This window comes from Micromonospora sp. NPDC049044, from assembly GCF_040649215.1.
Lineage (GTDB): Bacteria > Actinomycetota > Actinomycetes > Mycobacteriales > Micromonosporaceae > Micromonospora.
Genome location: NZ_JBEZFA010000026.1, coordinates 54,131 through 74,933 on the forward strand (window position 1 = coordinate 54,131; position 20,803 = coordinate 74,933).

Below are 20,803 nucleotides of genomic sequence, written 5' to 3' on the forward strand. Positions count from 1 at the left end.
CGCTCACGGCGGGCCGCGCCCAGGGGGTTGGGTGGGCATGTCGTTCCCAGGTACGGCTGGGCCTGGCCAGAGGTGTTCGGCGCGCCCGCCCGGCAGCAGCATGAAATGCGTTTCCGGCAGGGCGCAGCGCTGCCACTCCAGTCGCAAGGAGAACACCGATGTCGTACCCCACCACCCGGCCCGCCACCTGGTTCGTCACAGGCACCTCTCGGGGCCTCGGCCTGGAGTTGGTCAAGCAGCTCCTCGAGCGCGGTGACAACGTCGCGGCGACGACCAGGTCGGCCGAGCGTCTGGACGCGGCCCTGGGATCCGTGGATTGGGCCCGGCTGCTGCCACTTGAGTTGAACCTCGCGGACGAGCCGGCGGTTGCGGCGGCGATCCGCTCCACCACCGACCGTTTCGGCGCGATCGACGTGGTCGTGAACAACGCCGGGTACGGCTTCCTCGCCGCCATCGAGGAGGTCACCGACGCCGACGTCCGGCAGATGTTCGACGTGCAGATCTTTGGGCTCTGGAATGTTCTTCGTGCGGTGCTGCCGTCCCTGCGCGCCCAGCGCAGCGGCCACATCATCAACATCTCCTCGATCCTCGGTCTGACCTCCTTCCCGGGCTGGGGTCTCTACTGCGCCGCAAAGTACGCCGTCGAAGGGCTGACCGAGTCACTGGCCGCGGAGGTCGGCGATTTCGGCGTGCAGGTCAACCTCGTGGAGCCCGGCTACATGCAGACCGACTTTCTGCGTACGCACTCCCTTGGCCTGCCGCCGACCACCGTGTCCGGCTACGAGTCGATTCGGGAGATGACTGAGGCGCACCTGGCGATGCCGGGCACCCAGCTCGGTGACCCCGTCCGAGCCGCAACCGCCATCATCGAGGTGGCGGTCTCGGGTAAGGCTCCTCTGCACCAACTGCTCGGCTCGGACTCCTACTCGCTGGCCAAGGCCCGGATCGATGCGCTGACCTCCGACGTGGAGGCGGGCCGCGAGCTGGCGTACACGACGGACATCCCGCAGCACAGCTGAGGACTCTCCGCGGCCTCCTGGCGTTGCCCGGCCTGGTTCTCACTCTCCAGGCCGGGCCCGCCGCCGTTCAGCCCGGTGACGAGGTCGAACTTCCTCCGCAACATCGCGAGTCCTGCGGCCGTCACGGCTACGGTACGGCCCGACGGCTGAGTCACCGCTCATCCCGGCGCCGGTTTGTGGGCAGAGGACAGGGGTACCGAACTCGCAGTGCTTCGGACGCGACCCGGGGCGACACATCCGCTAGCCCTCAGGTCCAGGAGGCAGTCAGTGCGAGCAATGGTCTACCGCGGTCCGTACCGCCTGCGGGTGGAGGAGAAGGGCCGTCCCGCCGTCGAGCATCCCAACGACGCGATCATCAGAGTGACCCGTGCGGCGATCTGTGGGTCCGACCTGCACCTGTACCACGGAATGATGCCCGACACCCGGGTCGGGATGACCTTCGGTCACGAGTTCGTGGGCGTGGTCGACGAGGTCGGCGCGTCAGTGCGAAACGTCCAACCGGGTGACCGGGTCATGGTGCCCTTCAACGTCTACTGCGGGTCGTGCTTCTTCTGCGCCCGAGGGCTGTTCAGCAACTGTCACAACGTCAACCCGAACGCCACCGCCGTCGGCGGCATCTACGGCTACTCGCATACCTGCGGCGGCTACGACGGCGGTCAGGCCGAGTACGTCCGGGTGCCATTCGCCGACATCGGCCCGAGCCTGATCCCGGAGTGGATGGACGACGACGACGCCGTCCTGCTCACCGACGCGCTCGCCACCGGTTACTTCGGGGCGCAGCTCGGAGACATCGTCGAGGGCGACGTGGTAGTGGTCTTCGGTGCCGGGCCGGTGGGCCTGTACGCCGCGAAGTCGGCCTGGTTGATGGGGGCCGGCCGGGTCATCGTCATCGACCATCTCGACTACCGGCTGGAAAAGGCGGCGTCGTTCGCCCACGCCGAGACCTACAACTTCGGCGAGTACGACGACATCGTCGTCCATCTGAAGAAGATCACCGACCACCTTGGCGCCGACGTGGCCATCGACGCCGTCGGAGCCGAGGCGGACGGCAATCTCCTGCAGCACGTCACTGCCGCGAAGCTGAAGCTGCAGGGTGGCTCCCCGGTCGCCCTCAACTGGGCGATCGACTCGGTGCGCAAGGGCGGCAACATCTCGGTCATGGGCGCGTACGGGCCGATGTTCAGCGCGGTCAAGTTCGGCGACGCACTGAACAAGGGCCTGACCCTGCGAATGAACCAGTGCCCGGTGAAGCGGCAGTGGCCGCGCCTGTTCGAGCACATCCGCAACGGCTATCTCACGCCCAGCGACATCGTGACCCACCGGATTCCGCTGGAACACATCGCCGAGGCGTACCACATCTTCTCCGCCAAGCTCGACGGCTGCATCAAGCCGCTGATCGTTCCGAACCCCGCCTGACCCCGACCGGGAGCCGACATGGCCTACACAGCAGACAAGCCGAAACTGGCCGAATCCAGCGATGAGCTGCGGACGCGAATCCCCGGGTGGGGTGTCGACCTCGATCCGAAGGACCGACCCTCGGTGCCGCAGGAGCGGTTCGATCCGTCCCTCAACGGTGCGCACTGGGAGTTCCCCGAGCGGCAGCCTGAGAAGTGGCCGAGGGAACGGTCGGTCGAGCACAAGTTCCTCACCCCGGTCTTCGGTACCTCGTGCCCGCCCAAGGGGCTGTCCGGGGTGATCCGCCGGCACTCCTACCGCAGGTACAGCGAGGGGCGCGCGGCTCACTGGCTGCTCCTGCTCGCCGCCGACCGGGTGGACGCTGTGGAGAGCACCTTCGCGTCGTTCCTGACCCGCCAACCTGACAACCCGATCACCGAGACTGGCGTTCTGGGCGAATTCACCCACCACGGGCTCCCGTCACGGCTGCGCGGCAAGCGGGTCGACCGCGTACACCACCCGCTCGACCCGGTCCTCGTCGCCGCACCCTGGGTGCTGGCCGCAGGGGTCGCCTATCTGGCCCTCCGCCGAGTTGCGGGCCGACGGCAGCAAAAAGTGGGGCTGCACGGGTGAGGCTGGTCGAGGTCGGGTGCGGGTCGCGGCCGCCCACGTAACGGCGAAGCCGGACGGGACGACGACGCCGCCGGGCGAGCCGTCTCATGCCAAAGGGGCGTCGTCGCTGCCAGTAACCCGCGGCCGCAGCTCGTTCGACTTCGGCCTCGGCGGACTCAGCCGTCGCGCGGCATGCTCCTCCGCTCGACTTCGCCGTCTCGAAGGATCGCGCGGCAGCTGTCCCCATCTGCGCAACTAGTCCATCACGGGCAAATCGCACATCACCTCCACGGAGTCAACCCGTGACCCGATGCATGACAGTTATTCATATCGATATAGATCGTCGCTTAACTGTTCCCGGCGGGTCGATGTTTCCCCCTTGACGAGGGGCTTCTGCCGCAGTCTAATTTGGTGTCCATATAGGGGAGGCCGACTTGCGGGAAAGTTCGAGTTCGCCGCTCCGACGTCCATGCGTCGGCTCGCGCGGCAGTCGGGATCCCGAACAATGCCAACGACATTCGCTGCCCGATAAAGGCGGCAGGACTGCGCCCCCGCCCGCTGGAGATCGACCCTTCGGAAGGAGTCGGGAATGAGTATGAGTTCCTTGAGTCGGCGGGATTTACTGCGCCGAGTGGGAGGCACCTTCATCGCCGGCGCAGGCATCGCCTTGTTTCCGGCCGGGTTCGCCTCGGCATCGACCAAGACCGGCCTGACAACAACCCCCGGCAGCACGGCCGGCGGGCCGGCGTATCCGGGAGACCCCGGTTTTGTCGCCAGGACGCCGGGGGAATTGGGTGCCGCTAAAGCCAGTTGGGAAACGCCGGAGTATGGCTACTACACCGGCCACAACCCTGCCAACCCTGGCACAGCGATCGACTCCCCCTGGCAGCTCGTCGCGGTAAACGCGTCCACCGCCTACGCCCTTGGGTACCGCGGGCAGGGCGTCGCGCTGGGCATGATGGATTCGGGCTACCGGCCTACCCACGAAGGATTCCAGACCGGGCTGATCGTTCCGGTGAGAGCGGAGGGCTTCTACGGGACGTCCGGCTTCGGGTACCGGAACTCAGTAACCCCGTCGAACCCGTTTACCGCGGGCCAGCGGTTCACCGTGGCCGGCGACCAGGCGCGAACGAGTGACTACAGTCACGGGACCGGCATGCTTGGCGTCACCTCCGGCATTCGCGACGGCAAAGAGCAGCACGGCATCGCCTTTGGCTCGACGATGTATGTCGCCATGACCGGCGGTTCCGATACCCAGTCCCACGGCCCCTTCCACGATTACGTGTACTGGCGTACGGCCAACAAGGCTCTGGTTGACGCAGGCGCCCAGGTCATCAACAGCAGTTGGGGCTCCTATGTCCAGACTCTTGACAGGAGCCGTTTCGACGGCCTGGGTAACGACCTTGGGATCGATGGCAACCTCGCCAACGCTTACCAACTCCGCGGCAAGGACAGCGCCAGCGCCACGGCGATGGCGATCATCATCCCCAACGAGCATCTGAAGGACCTGGAGTACCAGTACTTCCTCTTCAAGAAGAGCTATTCGGAAGACGGTATTCAATACAATCCGAACCACCCCGGACGCTCCTTCATGGATGCCATCTGGGACGCTATCAGGGATAGCGGTACCGTCAACGTGAGGTCGGCCGGCAACAACGACTGGAGCAACCCGTACTTCCGCCCGGCGTACCCCTTCTTCAATCCCGCGGCGGAGGCGCAGTGGGTATGCGTCGGCGGGGTGCAGCCTCCCACTGATGCCAACCCCGAATACACGAAGCAATTCGGGTACAACGAGGCGGGCCTCGCCAAATGGTGGACCGTGTCCACTCCGTCGAACAGCGTCCGGACCACGAACAGCGGCGGCGACACCAACTATTCGAACTCGAGCGGAACGTCTCCGGCGACGCCCGTTGCGACAGCGGTGATGGGGGTTCTGCTCTCCCGCTATCCGAACATGGACGCCAAGCAGGTCCGTGACCTGATGTTCACCACGGCGAACAACAAGATGTCCGACGGTGTGAGCTTCCTCGGCACGGGTCAGACCTCCCCCTCCGGGGCGTCCATCGCCTGGACCGCTCTCGACGGGGCTCCGGACGCGCGCTGGGGCTGGGGCATCCCCGATCTGGACAAGGGCATGTATGGCCCCGGCCAGTTCCTGGGCCCCATGACCTACAACATGGACAAGGCGCCCCTGGACGTCTGGTCGAACGACATCAGCCAGATCGCGATCAAGGAAAGGGAGCGGGAGGATCGGGAGTGGCTGGCGGCCTACAAGAGAAAGGGCATCGCCTTCGCCGGCGAATTCAGCCCCAACGTACTGAGCCCGGACGGCAAGCTCAGCGAAAACGCCTTCATGCTTCAGGGCATTCTGGCTGATCCTTACGTCCAAGCCATCACCAACGGCCACCCGGAACTGTACGACAAGATCAGCTATGAGGACGCCACCAAGTGGCGTAAGGAATGGATGGACGCGCGCGCGGCCTTCATTCAGAACAACATCGACAACAACCTCTACACGGCGTCTTTGACCAAGCAGGGCTCCGGGATGCTGATCATGTCGGGCCATGCCACCTACGAGGGCGGCACGACGGTGGAAGGCGGCAAGCTTTCGATCGCCGGCTCGCACGCAAGCTCGGTCGCCGTTAAGGGCGGCACGCTCGGCGGCAGCGGTCTCGTGGGAGGCAGCATCCGCGTCAACAGCGGCGTGTTGCAGCCCGGCCTGTCGGCCGCGGAAGCGGCGTCCGCATTGTCCGTCAGTCTCACCGACGTTCCGCAGGGCAACGTCCTGAAGGTCGGCGGCGACGTGACCATCAGCCGAGCGGGTCGCCTCGCCATCACCATTTCCGGCGACCGCGACTACACGAGCGTGCGGGCCACGGGTGCCCTGATGCTGGACGGCGAACTCACCCTGGACGTCCGCGCGCCCATCACCCCGGGCACGGTACTAACGATCATGAGCGGGGCCTCGATCAAGGGCAACTTCCACTCCATGCCGGAACGGCGGGTCCTGAACGTAGGCGGCCACATGTTCCGGGTGTCCTACAAGGGCGGCGCCATGACGCTGACCGCCGAGCGGACGCTGCCGGGGGCACGGTCCGGCAACGCCTAGCCACACGTGCCCTGGTCAGCCCGGCTCAGGTTCGCCTGAGCCGGGCTGACCAGGCCCTCGCCCGAGCAGAAATCACGACCCTGGTGGATGCGCTCGCCGACATCCTCGCCTGGTTGATCCACCGACGCCGGCACCACGAACACGCCAAGTTCCGCCCCTACGCCCGGCAAGCGGATGGGTTGCCTTGGCCCCGTTCCGGGGCAGCAGAGGGGTACGGGAATCCCGATACGGTGCCGTTCCGCCCGAGATCGAAGGCTCCGGAACGACCTATAGACAAGATTCAGAGCTCGTAATCCGGCCCTTTCCCCAAGACCAGTGACGTCAGGCGCAGCGTGCTTCGCGGCAGATGCGTGCAACGTTACGGCCGATGTGCTGCGAGGCGCTCATGAAGTCGACTCACCGCTCCCCACAGGTAGTAGGCGGGGGACCCTCGCTGTAGCCCGAACCGATAGATCCCGACTCCCGCGCGTGGCAGAACATCACCGAGGTGCCGGGCCTGGACGGTCTGGGCCTTGCAGAACAACTCTCCGACGGTGAAGGCATTGCCGCTGTCCGCGGCAACTCGAACCCCCGCCTTGCTACCTCCGCCGGGTCCGAACGGGAGCAAGTAGACCAGGGACGTACTCAGCTCTGCCCTAGCGTCGGTGACCCGACCGGCATCGCCCGAGGACCACGTCATCGCCGCGATCTGCACCGGACCGGTGGCGTCGGTCAGCACCGTCTTCGACCGGACCCCTTTGTGGACGTTGTCCGAACCGGCACCGTCGCTTCGTGTTTGGCATAGCCGGGATGCTCGGTCATCGCCTCGCTCGACGCGGTATCCACGACCGTCTTGGTCAACTGCTTCAACAGCCCACCCGGGCCCGCCAGTGACAGACCCTGCTCCTTCGCGGCCCGCACCAGATCGGCGGCGGCACGCGCTGCTTTGAGACCGGCACCGCCGGCACGGATCCCGCAACGGGATCCGTGCCGGGTGGGCCGATCAGATGAACGCGAGCGAGCTGAAGAACGCCGGGTAGCAGTCGACATAGATGTCGTAGACGCCGGGCGGCACGTGCACGGGGCCCAGGGTTGCCCCGTTGGAGCACCGGGCGCTGACCGCGGTAGTCGGCTGGCCGGTGAGGGTGCAGCCCTGGAACACGATCAGCCACGCGTCGATGTACTGCCCGGCGTACGGGCAGGAGCCCGACATCACCGAGAAACCCCCGCCCTTCCCCGGTGAGGCGGCGGCCGCCGTCGACGTCGTGACGCTCAACGTGCCGGCGGAGCTCGCCGATGCCCGCTCGGCTCCGATGGCGGCGACAGCCGCGTCGCCGCTCGGCGCGGGTGCCGCGACCGCCGCGGACGGTGCGGCCATGAACGCGGCGAGCATCGCCGTCGCGGCCAATAGCAGACTGGATGCGCGGAGAATGCCGGATCGTGCTCCGGCGGAGGGTCGACTACGCCATGTCATAACCAGAACCACCTCTCGAATGCTGTGCGATCTGCGGATGCCGGGGCGCGTACCTTGTCGCGCCCGACCCGGCCGGGCCGTCGTCTGACGTCCATGGCGAAGCGTTCCAGGGTGCCGGTGGCCGGGTCTTCGTGACAAGGCGAGAACCGGGTCGCCGGCGTACCCCGGTTCTTGTGAATGTCCGCAAGGCTGTCCGGTCCGCGTCAACCGGGCGGCGTGGCCGGAACGCATCGATTACCGTTGACCGGCATGGGCGGTCTGTTCAGCCTCTGGCGGCAGCGAGTGGCCGACAACGCCCGCCGGGCGGTGGACGCCTACCAGGAGGAGCTGCTGGAATACCGCAACCTCGCGGCCATGCCGCGGGTGCGGTCGGAGATGCTCGATTTCGCGGTCTTCCTCCGTCAGCGCACGGTCGACCTCGCGGCGGACAGCGCGCCGTTCCACGTGCAGGATCTGGACCTGATGGCCGCGATGGGCCGCCAGCGCGGCGAGAAGGGACTCACCCTGACCGCGCAGCGGCAGGTGCTGCTCGTGCACACCCGGCTGACGCTGCGCGAGGTGTACGAGGCGGCTGGCCCGAACGACATCGCCGCGACGATGCACACGCTCGCCTGGCTGGCTCCTGCGGGACTGGCCGCCCAGGGCGCGTACACCCGGGGCTGGATCGAGGGGCAGCGGCGCGCGCTGGCGACCGCCGCCCAGGTGCGGCTGCTGACGGTAATGCTGCTGGCCGGCGACGACAGCGCGACCGACCTGGCGCGCGGCCTGCACATGCCGGTCCCCGACCACGTCGTCGCGACGGTGGTCCGGGTGGCCGGCGGGTCGCCCGGGCCGGACCAGGCGGCGCGGGACGAGTTCGCCGGCGCGCTGCTGAAGACGCACTGGATGCCGCTGAGCTGGCCGGAGCCGCACGAGGTGGTCGCGCTGATCCCCAGCTCGCCGGGCGCCCGGCAGCCGGCGGTCGAGCGCGGGCTCGCGCTGGCCCGCGACGTGGCCTCGATGACCGGCCGGCCGTGCGCCGCCGGCACCGCGCCTGGGCGGGTGCGCACGGTCGGCGACGCCGTGGCGCTGGCCCGGCAGGTCAGCGAGGTCGCACCGGTGCGGGCCGTGCCACGCCACGCGTACACGGTCAGCGACGTCTTCGCCGAGCTGGGCGCCGCCCGGCTGGCGGAGGTCGGGCAGTGGCTCCAGGTGGTGGCGGCGCAACTCGACGCCGGGCCCAACCTGGTCGCCACGCTGGACGCCTACTACCAGCACGACATGAACCGGCTCGACACCGCGGCCGCGCTGTGCATCCACCCGCGCACGCTCGACTACCGGCTGACCCGGGTGCGCGACCTGACCGGGCTGGAGCCGGGCTCGACCCGCGGCGTACGCGTGCTGAGCACCGCCGTCGCCCGGATCCTCGCCGGCTAGATGGCCGCGCGCCGGTCAGGCAAATGACCGCACCGATGAGGTGTGCATCCAGTGGTGCTCCCCAGCGGGGCGCTAGATAGTCTTGGACGTAGCGGCAACGTTCAGGGCTCTCGTCCGTCGCGCTCAGCATGGGTCCCACGGGTGGCTGGTGCTCGGATGGGACGCTCTTGAGGGACGTGACCCGTGCGTAGGGAGGACTCGAGGATGCCGACGGCGACGTGGGAACGGCTGCCCGAGTCTCGTCGCGCTGCAGTGCTCGCGGCGGCCGAGGCGGAGTTCGCCGAGCACGGGTTCTCGGCGGGCAGCCTGAACGTCGTCGCCCGCAACGCGGGCGTGTCGAAGGGCAGCCTTTTTCAGTACTTCCACGACAAAGTCGACCTCTACGCCTACCTCTCGGAGCTGGCGAGCCAGCGAATCCGGGTTGCGATGGAGGAGCAGATTCCGCACCTGCCGTGGGACAAGGGCTTCTTCGCGGCCGTCCGTGAACTGACCCGGGTCTGGGTTGCCTACTTCGATGACCACCCTCTCGATCTCGCCTTCACCGCCGCGGTCAACCTCGAACCGGAGGGCACCGCCCGGGCCGCAGTCCGGGCAGTTGCCAACCGGCACTATGTCGAGGTCCTCACACCGTTGCTGGAGTTGGGCCGTGAGCGGGGCGAGCTGCGGGCCGACGCCGACCTGGACGCGATCCAGGCGTGGCTGCTCCTGCTGCTGCCACATCTTGCCCTCGCCCCTCATCACCCGGGGCTGGATCCCGTCCTTGGTCTCGCCTCGTCAGACCTCGCCGAACGGCAGGCCTCCATCGAGCGATTGCTCGCGCCCTTGGAGGCGGCCTACGGGGCCTCCGGCCAGACGCGCCCGATCAGTACGGGGCCGGCGCTCGCTGAAGCCAGGTGAGCATCGCCTCCGCAGGCCGCTCCCAGCCCGCGTCGAGCATCAGGTCGTGGCCCATGCCGGGGAACTCCTTCACTTCGGCCTGGTAGCGGCGGGCCGTTGCCCGGATGCCGCCAAGGGGGACGAGGTGGTCGTTCGGGGTGGCGAGGACCAGCACGGGCGGTTTGCCGCGCGGGGGCGGCGATGGTCGATGGAACAGCAGCTGGTACTGGGCCAGCGACGATTCCCGGCCGCACCGCGCTGCGAGGCGCGTCGCGTCGGCCGCGGAAAGGTTGGTGAAGAGGTAGTCGGGGCGCAGGGGCAGGCTTGCCCCCAGCATCAGGCGAAGCGCGTCGACGGGATGGCGCCGGGCGATGCAGATGAGGGACCCGACGGCTGGCTGAGCCGGGACCGGCGCGACCAGCACGGCTGCCCGGGCCGCGTAACGGGCGAGCGCCCGCTGGACCACCAGCCCTCCCATCGAATGACCGATCAGGACCACCTGGCGCGGGAACGTCGCCGCGACCCGGACCACGTCGTCGACGTAGGAGCCAAGCGTCGCCCGTCGCAGTGACCCGCCGCTTCCGTCGTGGCCCCGCAGTGACACGGCGGCGGCGGGGTAACCGGCATCCGCGGCGGCGTCGAGCCAGTGCTCCCAGCACCATGCGCCGTGGCCGAGGCCGTGCACGAACAGCAACGGCGGGCGATTCCCGGCGTCGACCGGGGCCCGTCGGATCACCTCCAGGGCAGGACCCCGGCCGGAGGACGGTATTGGGGGAGCGTTGCGCACCACGGCACCAAACCATACAGTGACCACCGGTCATATGACCACCGGTCACAATCGTGTGGAGGCCAGACGATGTCGTCCGTTCCGATCCGTACGTGCATCATCGGCGCCGGTTCCTCAGGGATCTCCACCGCGAAGGTACTGCACGAGCGCGGCATCGCCTTCGACTGCTACGAGCTCTCCGACCGCGTCGGCGGGAACTGGGTGTGGGGCAACAAGAACGGTGTCTCTGCCGCGTACCGGTCGTTGCACATCAACACCTCCAGGGAACGCATGCAGTTCAGCGACTTCCCGATGCCCGACCATCTGCCCGACTTCGCACGCCACGACCAGGTCGCGGCCTACTTCGACGCCTACGTCGACCACTTCGGCTTCCGTAACCGGATCGTCTTCGGCACGGGGGTGAGCCACGTCGAGCCGTTGGCCGGCGGCTTCGACGTCACCCTGACCACAGGTGAACGTCGCCGCTACGACGCCGTCTGCGTAGCGAACGGACACCACTGGGACCCGCGCTGGCCCGAACCGGCCTTTCCCGGCTCCGACACGACGAGCATCGAACAGATCCACTCGCACAGCTACTCCAGCGAGACCCAACTCGCGGGCAAACGGGTCGTCGTCCTCGGGATGGGCAACAGCGCCATGGACATCGCCGTCGACGCCAGCTACCACGCACGAGCGACCTACCTCGCGGCCCGAAGTGGAGTGCACATCATCCCCAAGTACGTCTTCGGCCGGCCTTACGACCAGATCGCCGGCAAGGAGTGGATCCCCGGCGCGGTCCGCTGGCCGCTGGCGCGGCTGCTCTTCAAGGTGACTACCGGCCCCATGAACCGGTACGGGCTGCCGGCGCCCGACCACAAGTTCGCCCAGGCCCACCCCACGATGTCGAGCCGGATCCTGGACCGCCTGGCCCACGGCGCGATCACCCCGAAGCCCAACATCGAGCGGTTCGACCGCGACACTGTCGTGTTCACCGACGGCAGCCGGGTCGAAGCGGACCTGGTCGTTTACTGCACCGGGTACAAGCTGAGCTTCCCGTTCTTCGATCCGGCGTTCCTGGACCCCGGTGACAGCAACGACATCCGCCTCTACAAGAGGATGTTCTCCACTACCACGCCACACCTGTACTTCGTCGGACTGATCCAGCCCCTCGGCGCCATCATGCCGATCGCCGAACGCCAGTCTGAGATCATCGCCGACCACCTGCAAGGCCTCTACGCCCTCCCGGGCCGCGCCGCAATGGAGACCGAGATCAACCGCTACCGCGCCTCACTCGCGAAACGCTACGTCCGCAGCAAGCGACACACCATTCAGGTCGACTTCGACGACTACATGCGCAGCCTGCGAGTTGAGCGAGCCCGGGGCGCAAGACGAGCCCGCGGAGGCGCCGGGGACGGGCTCCCGCTGGTCGGTGAGATCCGATGAACCCGGAGCCCGGCGCGTCTGCCGACGCTCGACGTTCGGATGTCACTCTCCCTGTAGGCCGAGACTCTTGCGCCGCCTGGCTCTACCGGCCCGAGAACGTCGAACGGCCACCCGTCATCGTCATGGCGCACGGCTTCGGCGCGATCCGGACACTGCGGCTCGACGCCTACGCCCAGCGCTTCGCCGACGCCGGGTACGCCGTCCTCGTCTTCGACTACCGGCACTTCGGCGACAGCACCGGCCAGCCCCGCGAGCTGCTGAGCCTGTCCCGCCAGAGGCAAGACTGGCAGGCAGCCATCGCCTACGCACGCGCGCTGCCCGGAGTCGACACGGGACGGGTCGTCGCATGGGGCTCCTCGCTGAGCGGCGGGCACGTCCTGCACGCCGCGGCCCACGACCAGGACCTCGCCGCAGTCATCGCCCAGGTCCCCCACGTCTCCGGACCGCACGCCACGATCGCGATGGGAGCCCGCCACGTCACCCGCCTCGGCGTCGCGGCCGTCAAGGACCTGACACGGCAGCTCACCGGCCGCTCGCCGTACTACGTACCGTCGATCGGAGACACCGGCACCCTCGCCGTCATGCTCGACGACGACGGCATCGGGATCCTGCGACGACTGGCCGAGGGCCTGGATGTCGACAGCTTCCTACCGCATAACCGCGTCGCCGCGCGCATCCTGCTGCACATGCCGTTCAACTCGCCGGGTCTGCGCGCACACCGCATCACCGCCCCGACCCTGATTCAGGCCGGGGAGCGAGACGAACTGACCCCCACGAAGGCGTCACGCTGGGTCGCCCGGCGCATCCCGGATTCCGTGTTCAAGACCTATCCGTGCGGCCACTTCGATCCTTACGTCGACCCTCACTTCGAGGGCGTGGTCGCCGACCAGATCGCGTTCCTCAACAGCCGCGTACCCGTGCGGCAATGAGTGCCTTCGACGGCATGGCCGCCGCCCTGGGCCCGGAGCCGGGTCGTGGATCGGCCGTGCGGTGGCCATCGGGCTGAGCCGAACGGGCGCGCACGTGACGGCTACGTCCTCAGCACTACTGGGCTCGCCGCCACTACCAGTTCGTCGATCACCGCTTCCACAAGTGGTCGCCGAGCATGGAGCGATCGAGGAGGCAGCGCCGGGCAGCCCCGCCAGCTATTGAGCATCGCCCAGGAGCACGAGTCCTGGCGCGCCGCGATCGCCCACGCGCGCGCGACCTCCACTTCACCGGCGTCGTGGCGGGCCAGCTCGCGTTCCCAAGCACGGCCTTCCGTGGCCGAGCACCAATGACGGCGGCCCTCGTCCGGGCGCCGGGCGTCCCGTCGCGGATGGCGCCCGTCATCTTGGTATCCATGAACGGAACCCTCAGCAGCGGGGTCGACGCGTGGCGGCGGGAGAACCCGGACCACGAGTCCGCACCGTCGCCTGTGGAGCATGTCCCCGCGCAAGAGCCGGAAGATGAGGTCCGCCGGCTAAAGCCGCTGCCTTTCACCCGGACGCACCTGCAGCCGTGCGCTGGCGGCGATTGAGGCTCAGAAGGCGACCTACCCGATCGTGTCATTGGCGGTAACGGCCACGGTTGGTCGTGGCCGAGTACATCGAAGTGCTCTACAAACGGCAACCCTGCACTCCCGGCTGGGCCACCGCAGCCCGGCCAAAGTCCTTACCGACACTCTCAACGGGCGGCCAGCAGCCAGACCAGCAACCCGAATCCCAGTCCAAAGTCCTTGACACGCATCGAACAAAGGCGATCGAGGTCTTGTCGACCCTGCCGCGGAGGGCTAATGTGACCACTGGTCATATGACCAATGGTCACATGCCGGAAACATTGGCGCGCAGTTGCAATGAGCCATGCCGAGGAAGCGCGTGTCTGCCCGCCGTCTCACGACTCACCCGCAGGGTTCGACGCCTCGGACGTCGAATCACCCTGCGGTCATGTCCACCACCCGCATCAACGGAGGTCACCGCATGTCCGCACGCGCTCTCACCCGCGCCGCGGCACTCGCCGTCGTCGTCGGACTCGGTCTGGCGGCACTCCCCGGAGCCACAGCCAGTGCCAGCACCGTCTCCCGGGGCATCACGATTCCCGCGTTCTACTCACCGCCCGCCCAGTTGCCCGCCGAGAACGGGGCTCTGGTGCGCAGCGAACCGCTGCCGCTGTCGCTGTCGCTGCCGGGCCTGGACGGACGGCCCATTCCGGGACGGGCGACCCGGATCATGTACAAGACCACCGACTCGAACGGCCAGCCCGCCGCCGCGACCGGTGCGTACATCGAGCCGTCGGCGAGTTGGCCGGGCAGCGGCCCGCGCCCGTTGGTCGTCCTCGCGCCGGGAACCTCGGGTCAGGGCGATCAGTGTGCCACCTCCCTGGGCCTGCAGAACGTGATCGCCTTTGGTAACAGCACCCTCTCGATCGGGATCGAGAATCTGGCGATCTACCAGCTGCTGGGCAAGGGCATCGCGGTCGCCGTCAGCGACCACATCGGCCTGGGAACCACGGATCGGTTGCACACCTACGTCAACCGCCTCGACGAGGGTCACGCGGTGCTCGACGCCGCGCGGGCCGCACGATCCCTGCCCGGTGTGTCCGTCACCGCCGCCTCACCGACCGGCCTGTACGGGTTCAGCCAGGGCGGCGGGGCGGTCGGCGCGGCCATCGAGCTCCAGCCGACCTACGCCCCGGACGTCCCCGTGAGCGCGAGCTACGCCGGCGCGGTACCGGCCGACCTCGCCGCGGTCACGTCGGGTATCGACGGCACCGAACTGGTCGCTTCCATCGGCTGGTCGCTGAACGGGTTCGCGCAGTCCGACCCATCGCTGCAGGCGGTGCTGGACAACCACCTCAGCTTCATCGGCAAGGCGGTTCTCAAGGACCTCACCACCCGGTGCATATGGGACGCGATGGCCACCTACTCCTACCAGCGCACCAACGGCTGGACGAAGAACCTGGAGTCCGCCTCAGCGATGATCGCGGCCGAACCCAGGCTCCGGGCGTTCATCGAGCAGCAGCGCATCGGCACGCAGAAGCCGGCCGGTATCGTGCGTGTCGCCACCGGCGTGCACGACAACCTCGTCCAGCACGCGCAGGCCCGCCAGCTGGCCCTCGACTGGTGCCAGCGCGGCGGCAACGTCGTCTACGCCCCGATCTCGGGCATCAATGGCCCAAGCCCGTTCCTGAACCACGTCGACTCCCTGCTCAAAGACCAGGGCACCGCCATTACCTGGCTTACCGACCGCCTGAAGGGCACGCCCGAGGTCTCCAACTGCGCAACGGTTTCGCAGCTGCCCTAACCCCCGGGCGGAGCGACTCCTCGGCAGCATCGAACGATCCGGGGGTCCCGGTCTCGACCGACGCCCGGGACCCCCGGTCGACCGAACGAACAGCCCAGAGCTCCTGACGCCTCCGCAGGCAAGATCCCGGGCGAAAGAGAGCCGGTTCAGCGTCCGAAGCATGAGCGTCGTCCGATCTGGACCACTGGGTACCATGCGCGCCCGAATGGATTCGAACCCTAACCTTCTGTTCCGCAGACAAGTCTTGGGTTGGTACCGGTTGATACCGCGGGGCTGTACCCGCCACCTGGGCCGCGGGACCGGCGTGCGAGTCGGCCCTCGCTCAGGGACGGCGGGCGGTCGGTGATGAAGTAGCGGACGGCGAATAGTGCGCGCCGCTGAGAAAGCGGCGGTGTCGGCCACCGGGCGGGACCGCAACTGTTACGGGAACCTCGAACGTTCAGTCCTCGCTGATCCGGCCGTGACGCGAGGCCGAGGTTGTCTGGGCGATGATGCCGTAGGTGGTGGCGACGACGAGGATCGAGCTGTTCACCAGCAGTGCGTCGCCGACGCCGGCTCGCAGCTCGTGGGTTTCCACCCCGTGCTGGTCATCGGTCGCCCAGACGCGCACGACGCCGTCATAGCCTCCGCTGACGACGGCCGGAGCCCCGTCGGCGAGGTGGGCCATGGACACTGAAGCCACCCAGCCGTCATGGGTCAGCGGACAGGCAAGCGACTCCCCGGTGTCGATGTCCCACACCCAGACGCGCTTCTCCGAGCCGCCTGCGGCCAGCTTCGAGCCGTGGCTCGCGATGGCGAACACCGAGCCGTCATAGCCGAACTCGCGGACGGGCGTCGTGTCGCCGAGCCGCCAGACTTTGATCAGTCCACCGCCGGCGGTCATCACGACCGGAGTGCCGTCGGCCAGGGTTCCGGTCGTGAGTTTGTTGATCGTCTCACCATGCGCGAGTGGTTCGCCGTACGGCGTGCCCTCATCGAGCCGCCATACGCGGGCCTCTTTCGCGGTCACGGTGACGAGTGCGTTGACGTCGCCCCACACATCGAGCGCGGCCGCCGAGAATCCTGGATGAAGCGGCGGGGAGAAGTGGTAGAGCACATGGTCCTGGTCCACGTCCGTGATGACCAGCGGCGGATCGGTCCAGAGAAACGACAACATGTTGCCGGGTTTCTTCGCCGTACGCACAATCACGGACCTCCCGTCGGCGAGCGTGCTGCTGGTCACGAAGCTGGGCCGGTACGGGGCCGGGTAGGTCCGTAACTCGGCGCCGTCGTCCAGCCGCCACACTCGCACGGCGGGCGTCCTGCCACCGCTGCTGAGAACGACGTCGGTCCCGTCGCCGAGGGTGGCGCTCATGATCGTGGCGCCGTACGCATCGAACAGGTGACCCGTCGTCTCCTCGGCGGGTGCCGCGTCGTCGAGGCGCCACAGCCTGATGCTGCCGTCGTAGTAGGCGCCGACGGCAACGGTTGTGCCATGGGCGAGCGAGCCGGCTGCCACAGCCGAAATTCCTCGGCTGGGACCGGTGAGTGCGTACAGTAGGCGGCCGTCATCGAGCGACCGTACGTGCACCACTGGGTCGTCTATCGCGCCACCGGTTAGGACGATTGTCGTCTGGTCCGGCAGGGAACCGATCGCCGTCGTCGGGCCGGCCCGTCCGGTGGACCAGATGGCCTCCGATGAGCCGTGCCGCCACACGGCGAGCGTCCAGCTGACGGCGCAGGCGAACAATGTCGAGCCATCCCCGGCGGAGATCGCCGACAGATTGCGTGGATCCATCGAGGATCCACCGAAGTGAGGCGCGGGGATGTCGACTGGCATCAGGTCGGCCAGCCGCCATGCCGCCAACTCCGGTGCCGCGCCGATGCCGTTGCCGGCTCCGGCGACGACCACGTCTCCGGCGCCGGCCATCCGGACGGTCTCCACCGACCCGATCGGCCAGGCCGTCGCCCATTGCGTCAGCAGTTCGCCGTCGTCGACCCGCCAGACATACAAGGTCCGGTCCGAGCCGCCACCCACCAGGACGGGTGTGCCGTCGGGCATAGTCGTGGCGACGACTGCCCGCATCTGCGGCGTATTGATCCGGTATAGGAGTTCGCCGTCCTTCAGGCGCCAGACCGACAGTCGCTCGGCCGTACCGGGGTCGTCATTCCCAGCGACGACGACCTTGCTCCCGTCGCTGAGCGCCGCGATCGCCACACACGTCGCCGTGCCCGGTCCGGCCAGCGTCATCAGCGGCCGGCCGTCGTCAAGGCGCCAGAGCCGTGCCGTCCCGTCCCGGCCGCCACTGACCAGCAGCGGGATGCCGTCGGACGACTCCCCGGTCGCCAGCGTGGTGATCTCGCCGTCGTGGCCGCGTAGCGTCTGCTGGCCCAGCGTTGACGCGCTCATCGCGGGATCGATCTTCGCCCAGCGCACATGCTGTGCCCGCGGCACGGCGTTCGCGATCCGCTTTCGCAACACCGGGAGGTGCGCGATCGCCGCAGCCACTTCGAGGTGCCCGGCGTTGCCGATCCGATCCCGCGCGACCAACCGGTCCGACGCCAGCCTGTATGCCGCCGCCACCCGCTTGCCCGTCGCCTCGCACGCCGAGTCGAGGTGCGGCAGCAAATCTTGCGGATCGGCGGTCACGAGAAAGTCCACTCGGTCGAGCAGATCGTCCATGCTCCCGCCACGCGCTGCGTGGCCGGCCACGAAACGTCGGACGTAGTCGGTGTCCCAGCCGTCCCGGCTCGCCACCGTGACGCATGCCTCGTACAACGCGCGGTTGTCGGCGCGGGAGTCTCGGCCGGCCAAAAGCACGTCCGCCAAGGCATGGTGAAACAACCGGTGGCGTGGTCGCGAATCCGGTTCGGCGACGCCGACGATGAGGTCCACTGCGGCGGAGTCGTGCACCAGTTTCAGGTCGCGGTGGCCGGCGTCGCCGAGGCCCAGGGCGGTGGCGAACCGCAGCCACAGCTCGTCGTCGACGCCCGCGCCCTGCGCGTGCGCCAAAGTGGTCATCATGATCCGCAGGCGATGGCTTTCCTCACCGGAGCGTCTGCCGAGGTAGCCGAGAAGAGCCTGTGCCACGTCGGTCGGGAACTCGAAAGAGTGCGGCTTGACGTCGTTCGACCGGGCCACACGTTCAGCGGCCAAGCCCGCGATCAGAAAGTTCCCGGCGGCGCGCTCGGCGATCTCGGCGGCGAGCGACTGGGCCAGCTCCGGATCGGCCCGGCACCGCCGCCGGACGCCGCCGGAAAGGTCCGGCTGGGTGAGGATCGCCAGCGCGTACTGCCGGACGCCCTCCGGATCGGCGAAGTCGACCGCGAGGTCGATAAGCCCGTCCTGGTCGACCGCGGTGATCCCGAGCTGGGGCAACAGCGCGTCCCACCCGTAGCGACGCCGATCGGCCGGGCCAGCCGACCACGGCCGAGTAGCGACTACCACGCGTACCGAGGGGATCGTAGCCAGCCGACTCAGCGCCTGCCCCAGTGCGACGGCGTCGCGGGGCGTCGCGGCCTCGTCGAGGGCGTCGGCCAGCACGATCCGCGATTCGTCGCCGAGCCGCTCGAGCAACTCCTCGTCGGACGCGGCTGAGGGGAGGCCCAACCATTCCCGCATCGCGCGATCCAGATCGCTTACCCGAGCACCAGCTGCCAGGAACATCAACCCGTTACCGGCCAGAACTGTGTTGCGCCGCATCGCCACTCGCGCGAGGACCGCGGACTTGCCCGTTCCGGGCGGCCCGCTGATCACGAACGGGCGACCTGACTCTTCGGTGGAGTCCAGCCACGCGAGCACGGCCGCGATCACGTCCTCCCGTCCGCGGAAGAGGTCGGCCGCAACCGTCATCCCGCGCCGTCCCTGCCCCGCGCGGAGGAAGTGCCCGGCGGCCGACAAGCCTCCGAAGAGCCATCGATCCAGCACATCCGGCTTGGCCAGCGGCGGCTCCGAGCGCTCGGCAATCGGCTTGGATGACGCCGAGCGGCGCAACGTCAGGTAGCCCACGATGAGAGCGGCGAGCGCGCCGACAATGGACGCGACCTGATCGCCGCGGTCCAGGACGAGCCCGAACCCGCGTTCGGACGGCCACAGCCAGATCGCGGCGGCAACGCCGGTGGCTACCGCCAGGAGGGCCGCAGCCGAGGTCAGCACGCGTCGCCGAGTACCCAATCCGCCACCACCCGCAATCGGAGTAGAGCCCAGCGTAGCGACGGCCGGGCGCCACCGGCGCTTCTCAGATCTCGATACTCGGTTCGGGAGGTGATCCAGAGGAAGGGGTGGTTTCGCTATTCCCCAAGCGGTCCACGTCGATGGGGTGCCGAGTCGTGGGTACAGGGACCGGACGTCTTCCAGCGACGCATCTGTGCTCGTAGGGTGTCGATCTCGATGCTCAACACGCGGATGACCTGGGCGTAGGTGTCGATCCGTTCGGTCAGCTCGGTGTTGCTCTCCCGGAGCCGTTTGTTGGCGGCTTCGAGATCTGCGAGCCTGCCGTGCAGGTGCTGGAATGCAGTTGGGATGCCGTTGGTAGCCCGCCGCTGTTACTCAAAGGCCTGACGCAGGTCGGGATGCTTGTGGGTCAGCACCCACCGTTTCACGCCGGCTTCGGCCGCCAACTGCAGGACGGTCAGCGCTCCAGTGGAGCGGGTGGGGGTACAGGCCAGGAGCCGGCGGGCGGCGGCTTGGATGACGTCGCGTTCGGCTTGCCGGTCGGTGGTCATCGGGTTCGTCCGGTGTGGTGTCGAGCGATGAGGTGTTCGAGGCGGGCGAGTTCGTGTCGTTCGCGGCCGTGGCGCACTGGTGGGGCTGCAGGGTCGTTGACTACGGCGCGGAGGTGCGCGGCCTGCCGGCGCAGGATGTAGATGTCGCGGTCGGTTCGGGCGATGTTGGTGCAGTTCGGGCGGCAGTCGTCAATGTCGGAGGTGTGGCGGGTGCCGCGTTCGTCGGCGGCAGACCACGTGCGGCGCCGCCGCGAACGACTCGAACCGCGTACCCGATCGCCGGCTGGGGCAGATGCCGTCGGGCGACCGGGTTGGCCACCGCATAGCGTGGCTGCGCCCACTCGTAGAACGCGTTGACCCGCTGAGGTTGTCCAACACCCTCGAACCGGCCACCCGCGCCGGGTTCGCCGCATCCGTCATCCGCCAGAACTTGAACCCGTCGGGGGTTGATCGTCGTGGGATGGGTCCTCAATGAGGTTCTTGATTGGCTCACCACGGCGATCCTGGCCTGCCTGAACGCGATCTTCGACCTCATCACCGGCATTCTGCTCACCACACCGAAGGTCACCATGCTGCCGCAGGTGCAGGCACTCACCGGCCGATCAGCCTGGATCGTGGAGACCGTCTTCGTGTTGGCGTTCGTCGCCGCCGGCGTGCTCGTCATGGTCGCCAGAGCGCTCTGCAGCACGCACGCCAGCGGCTAACCGTTCATCCGGTTACCGCCACCAA

The 20,803-nt window shown here is 68.2% G+C and carries 13 protein-coding genes and 2 pseudogenes; 10 read left to right on the top strand and 5 right to left on the bottom strand.

All coding sequences use genetic code 11. The annotated features are described in order from the left end of the window. Window positions 1-158 precede the first annotated feature (158 nt). The 4 genes from AB0B85_RS21505 (at window position 159) to AB0B85_RS21520 (ending at window position 6,135) form a co-directional block, all read left to right on the top strand. The gene (locus AB0B85_RS21505) at window positions 159-1,019 is read left to right on the top strand and encodes an SDR family NAD(P)-dependent oxidoreductase (protein ID WP_357409920.1); all 861 of its coding nucleotides are present in this window, start codon (window positions 159-161) and stop codon (window positions 1,017-1,019) included. 276 nt (window positions 1,020-1,295) lie between these two features. Beyond that, window positions 1,296-2,435 carry a zinc-dependent alcohol dehydrogenase gene (locus AB0B85_RS21510; RefSeq protein ID WP_357409990.1) on the top strand — a complete coding sequence of 380 codons (1,140 nt, stop codon included), beginning with the start codon at window positions 1,296-1,298 and terminating at the stop codon, window positions 2,433-2,435. A gap of 18 nt (window positions 2,436-2,453) precedes the next feature. Continuing rightward, window positions 2,454-3,047 (top strand): hypothetical protein, encoded by a 594-nt coding sequence (locus tag AB0B85_RS21515; RefSeq protein ID WP_357409922.1) that lies wholly within the window; start codon window positions 2,454-2,456, stop codon window positions 3,045-3,047. A gap of 568 nt (window positions 3,048-3,615) precedes the next feature. Further along, complete coding sequence (locus AB0B85_RS21520) at window positions 3,616-6,135, top strand: S8 family serine peptidase (RefSeq protein WP_357409924.1); 2,520 nt, start codon at window positions 3,616-3,618, stop codon at window positions 6,133-6,135. Between the two features lie 685 nt (window positions 6,136-6,820). Here AB0B85_RS21520 and AB0B85_RS21525 read toward each other — a convergent pair. Together AB0B85_RS21525 and AB0B85_RS21530 are read right to left on the bottom strand one after the other, a co-directional pair. After that, a pseudogene (locus AB0B85_RS21525) lies at window positions 6,821-7,086 on the bottom strand (transposase); the annotation flags it as partial. Window positions 7,087-7,117: 31 nt separating this feature from the next. Further along, the gene (locus AB0B85_RS21530) at window positions 7,118-7,522 is read right to left on the bottom strand and encodes a hypothetical protein (protein ID WP_357409926.1); all 405 of its coding nucleotides are present in this window, start codon (window positions 7,520-7,522) and stop codon (window positions 7,118-7,120) included. 315 nt (window positions 7,523-7,837) lie between these two features. Here AB0B85_RS21530 and AB0B85_RS21535 point away from each other — a divergent pair, with 315 nt between their 5' ends. After that, on the top strand, window positions 7,838-9,004 hold the full coding sequence (locus tag AB0B85_RS21535) for a helix-turn-helix domain-containing protein (RefSeq protein ID WP_357409928.1): 1,167 nt from the start codon (window positions 7,838-7,840) through the stop codon (window positions 9,002-9,004). Between the two features lie 204 nt (window positions 9,005-9,208). Then, the gene (locus AB0B85_RS21540; protein WP_357409930.1) at window positions 9,209-9,901 is read left to right on the top strand and encodes a TetR/AcrR family transcriptional regulator; all 693 of its coding nucleotides are present in this window, start codon (window positions 9,209-9,211) and stop codon (window positions 9,899-9,901) included. Here the strand turns inward: AB0B85_RS21540 and AB0B85_RS21545 are convergent. After that, window positions 9,867-10,616 (bottom strand): alpha/beta fold hydrolase, encoded by a 750-nt coding sequence (locus AB0B85_RS21545; RefSeq protein WP_357409932.1) that lies wholly within the window; start codon window positions 10,614-10,616, stop codon window positions 9,867-9,869. The genes AB0B85_RS21540 and AB0B85_RS21545 overlap by 35 nt on opposite strands. A gap of 120 nt (window positions 10,617-10,736) precedes the next feature. Between AB0B85_RS21545 and AB0B85_RS21550 the strand changes: the two genes are divergently transcribed. The 3 genes from AB0B85_RS21550 to AB0B85_RS21560 all read left to right on the top strand — a co-directional run bounded on the left by AB0B85_RS21550 (window position 10,737) and on the right by AB0B85_RS21560 (window position 15,370). Continuing rightward, complete coding sequence (locus tag AB0B85_RS21550) at window positions 10,737-12,089, top strand: NAD(P)-binding domain-containing protein (protein WP_357409934.1); 1,353 nt, start codon at window positions 10,737-10,739, stop codon at window positions 12,087-12,089. Further along, window positions 12,086-13,018 (top strand): alpha/beta fold hydrolase, encoded by a 933-nt coding sequence (locus AB0B85_RS21555; protein ID WP_357409936.1) that lies wholly within the window; start codon window positions 12,086-12,088, stop codon window positions 13,016-13,018. The genes AB0B85_RS21550 and AB0B85_RS21555 overlap by 4 nt, the downstream gene beginning before the upstream one ends. Window positions 13,019-14,014: 996 nt before the next feature. Continuing rightward, the gene (locus AB0B85_RS21560; RefSeq protein ID WP_357409938.1) at window positions 14,015-15,370 is read left to right on the top strand and encodes a lipase family protein; all 1,356 of its coding nucleotides are present in this window, start codon (window positions 14,015-14,017) and stop codon (window positions 15,368-15,370) included. A gap of 439 nt (window positions 15,371-15,809) precedes the next feature. Here the strand turns inward: AB0B85_RS21560 and AB0B85_RS21565 are convergent, their stop codons facing one another. Together AB0B85_RS21565 and AB0B85_RS21570 are read right to left on the bottom strand one after the other, a co-directional pair. Beyond that, window positions 15,810-19,505: a hypothetical protein gene (locus tag AB0B85_RS21565; RefSeq protein WP_357409940.1), complete on the bottom strand. Its 3,696-nt coding sequence runs from the start codon at window positions 19,503-19,505 to the stop codon at window positions 15,810-15,812. Between the two features lie 389 nt (window positions 19,506-19,894). Next, window positions 19,895-20,074, bottom strand: a complete 180-nt coding sequence (locus AB0B85_RS21570; RefSeq protein WP_357409942.1) for a hypothetical protein — start codon at window positions 20,072-20,074, stop codon at window positions 19,895-19,897. Window positions 20,075-20,529: 455 nt separating this feature from the next. Between AB0B85_RS21570 and AB0B85_RS21575 the strand changes: the two are divergent. Next, window positions 20,530-20,745 (top strand): annotated as a pseudogene (locus AB0B85_RS21575) (hypothetical protein); the annotation flags it as partial. Between the last annotated feature and the right edge of the window lie 58 nt (window positions 20,746-20,803).

Bases quoted from the DNA above. Each gene is read 5' to 3' on its own strand.
- AB0B85_RS21505 (WP_357409920.1), top strand. From the start codon at position 159: ATGTCGTACCCCACCACCCGGCCCGCCACCTGGTTCGTCACAGGCACC.
- AB0B85_RS21510 (WP_357409990.1), top strand. From the start codon at position 1,296: ATGGTCTACCGCGGTCCGTACCGCCTGCGGGTGGAGGAGAAGGGCCGT.
- AB0B85_RS21515 (WP_357409922.1), top strand. From the start codon at position 2,454: ATGGCCTACACAGCAGACAAGCCGAAACTGGCCGAATCCAGCGATGAG.
- AB0B85_RS21520 (WP_357409924.1), top strand. From the start codon at position 3,616: ATGAGTATGAGTTCCTTGAGTCGGCGGGATTTACTGCGCCGAGTGGGA.
- AB0B85_RS21535 (WP_357409928.1), top strand. From the start codon at position 7,838: ATGGGCGGTCTGTTCAGCCTCTGGCGGCAGCGAGTGGCCGACAACGCC.
- AB0B85_RS21540 (WP_357409930.1), top strand. From the start codon at position 9,209: ATGCCGACGGCGACGTGGGAACGGCTGCCCGAGTCTCGTCGCGCTGCA.
- AB0B85_RS21550 (WP_357409934.1), top strand. From the start codon at position 10,737: ATGTCGTCCGTTCCGATCCGTACGTGCATCATCGGCGCCGGTTCCTCA.
- AB0B85_RS21555 (WP_357409936.1), top strand. From the start codon at position 12,086: ATGAACCCGGAGCCCGGCGCGTCTGCCGACGCTCGACGTTCGGATGTC.
- AB0B85_RS21560 (WP_357409938.1), top strand. From the start codon at position 14,015: ATGTCCACCACCCGCATCAACGGAGGTCACCGCATGTCCGCACGCGCT.
- AB0B85_RS21570 (WP_357409942.1), bottom strand. From the start codon at position 20,074: ATGACCACCGACCGGCAAGCCGAACGCGACGTCATCCAAGCCGCCGCC.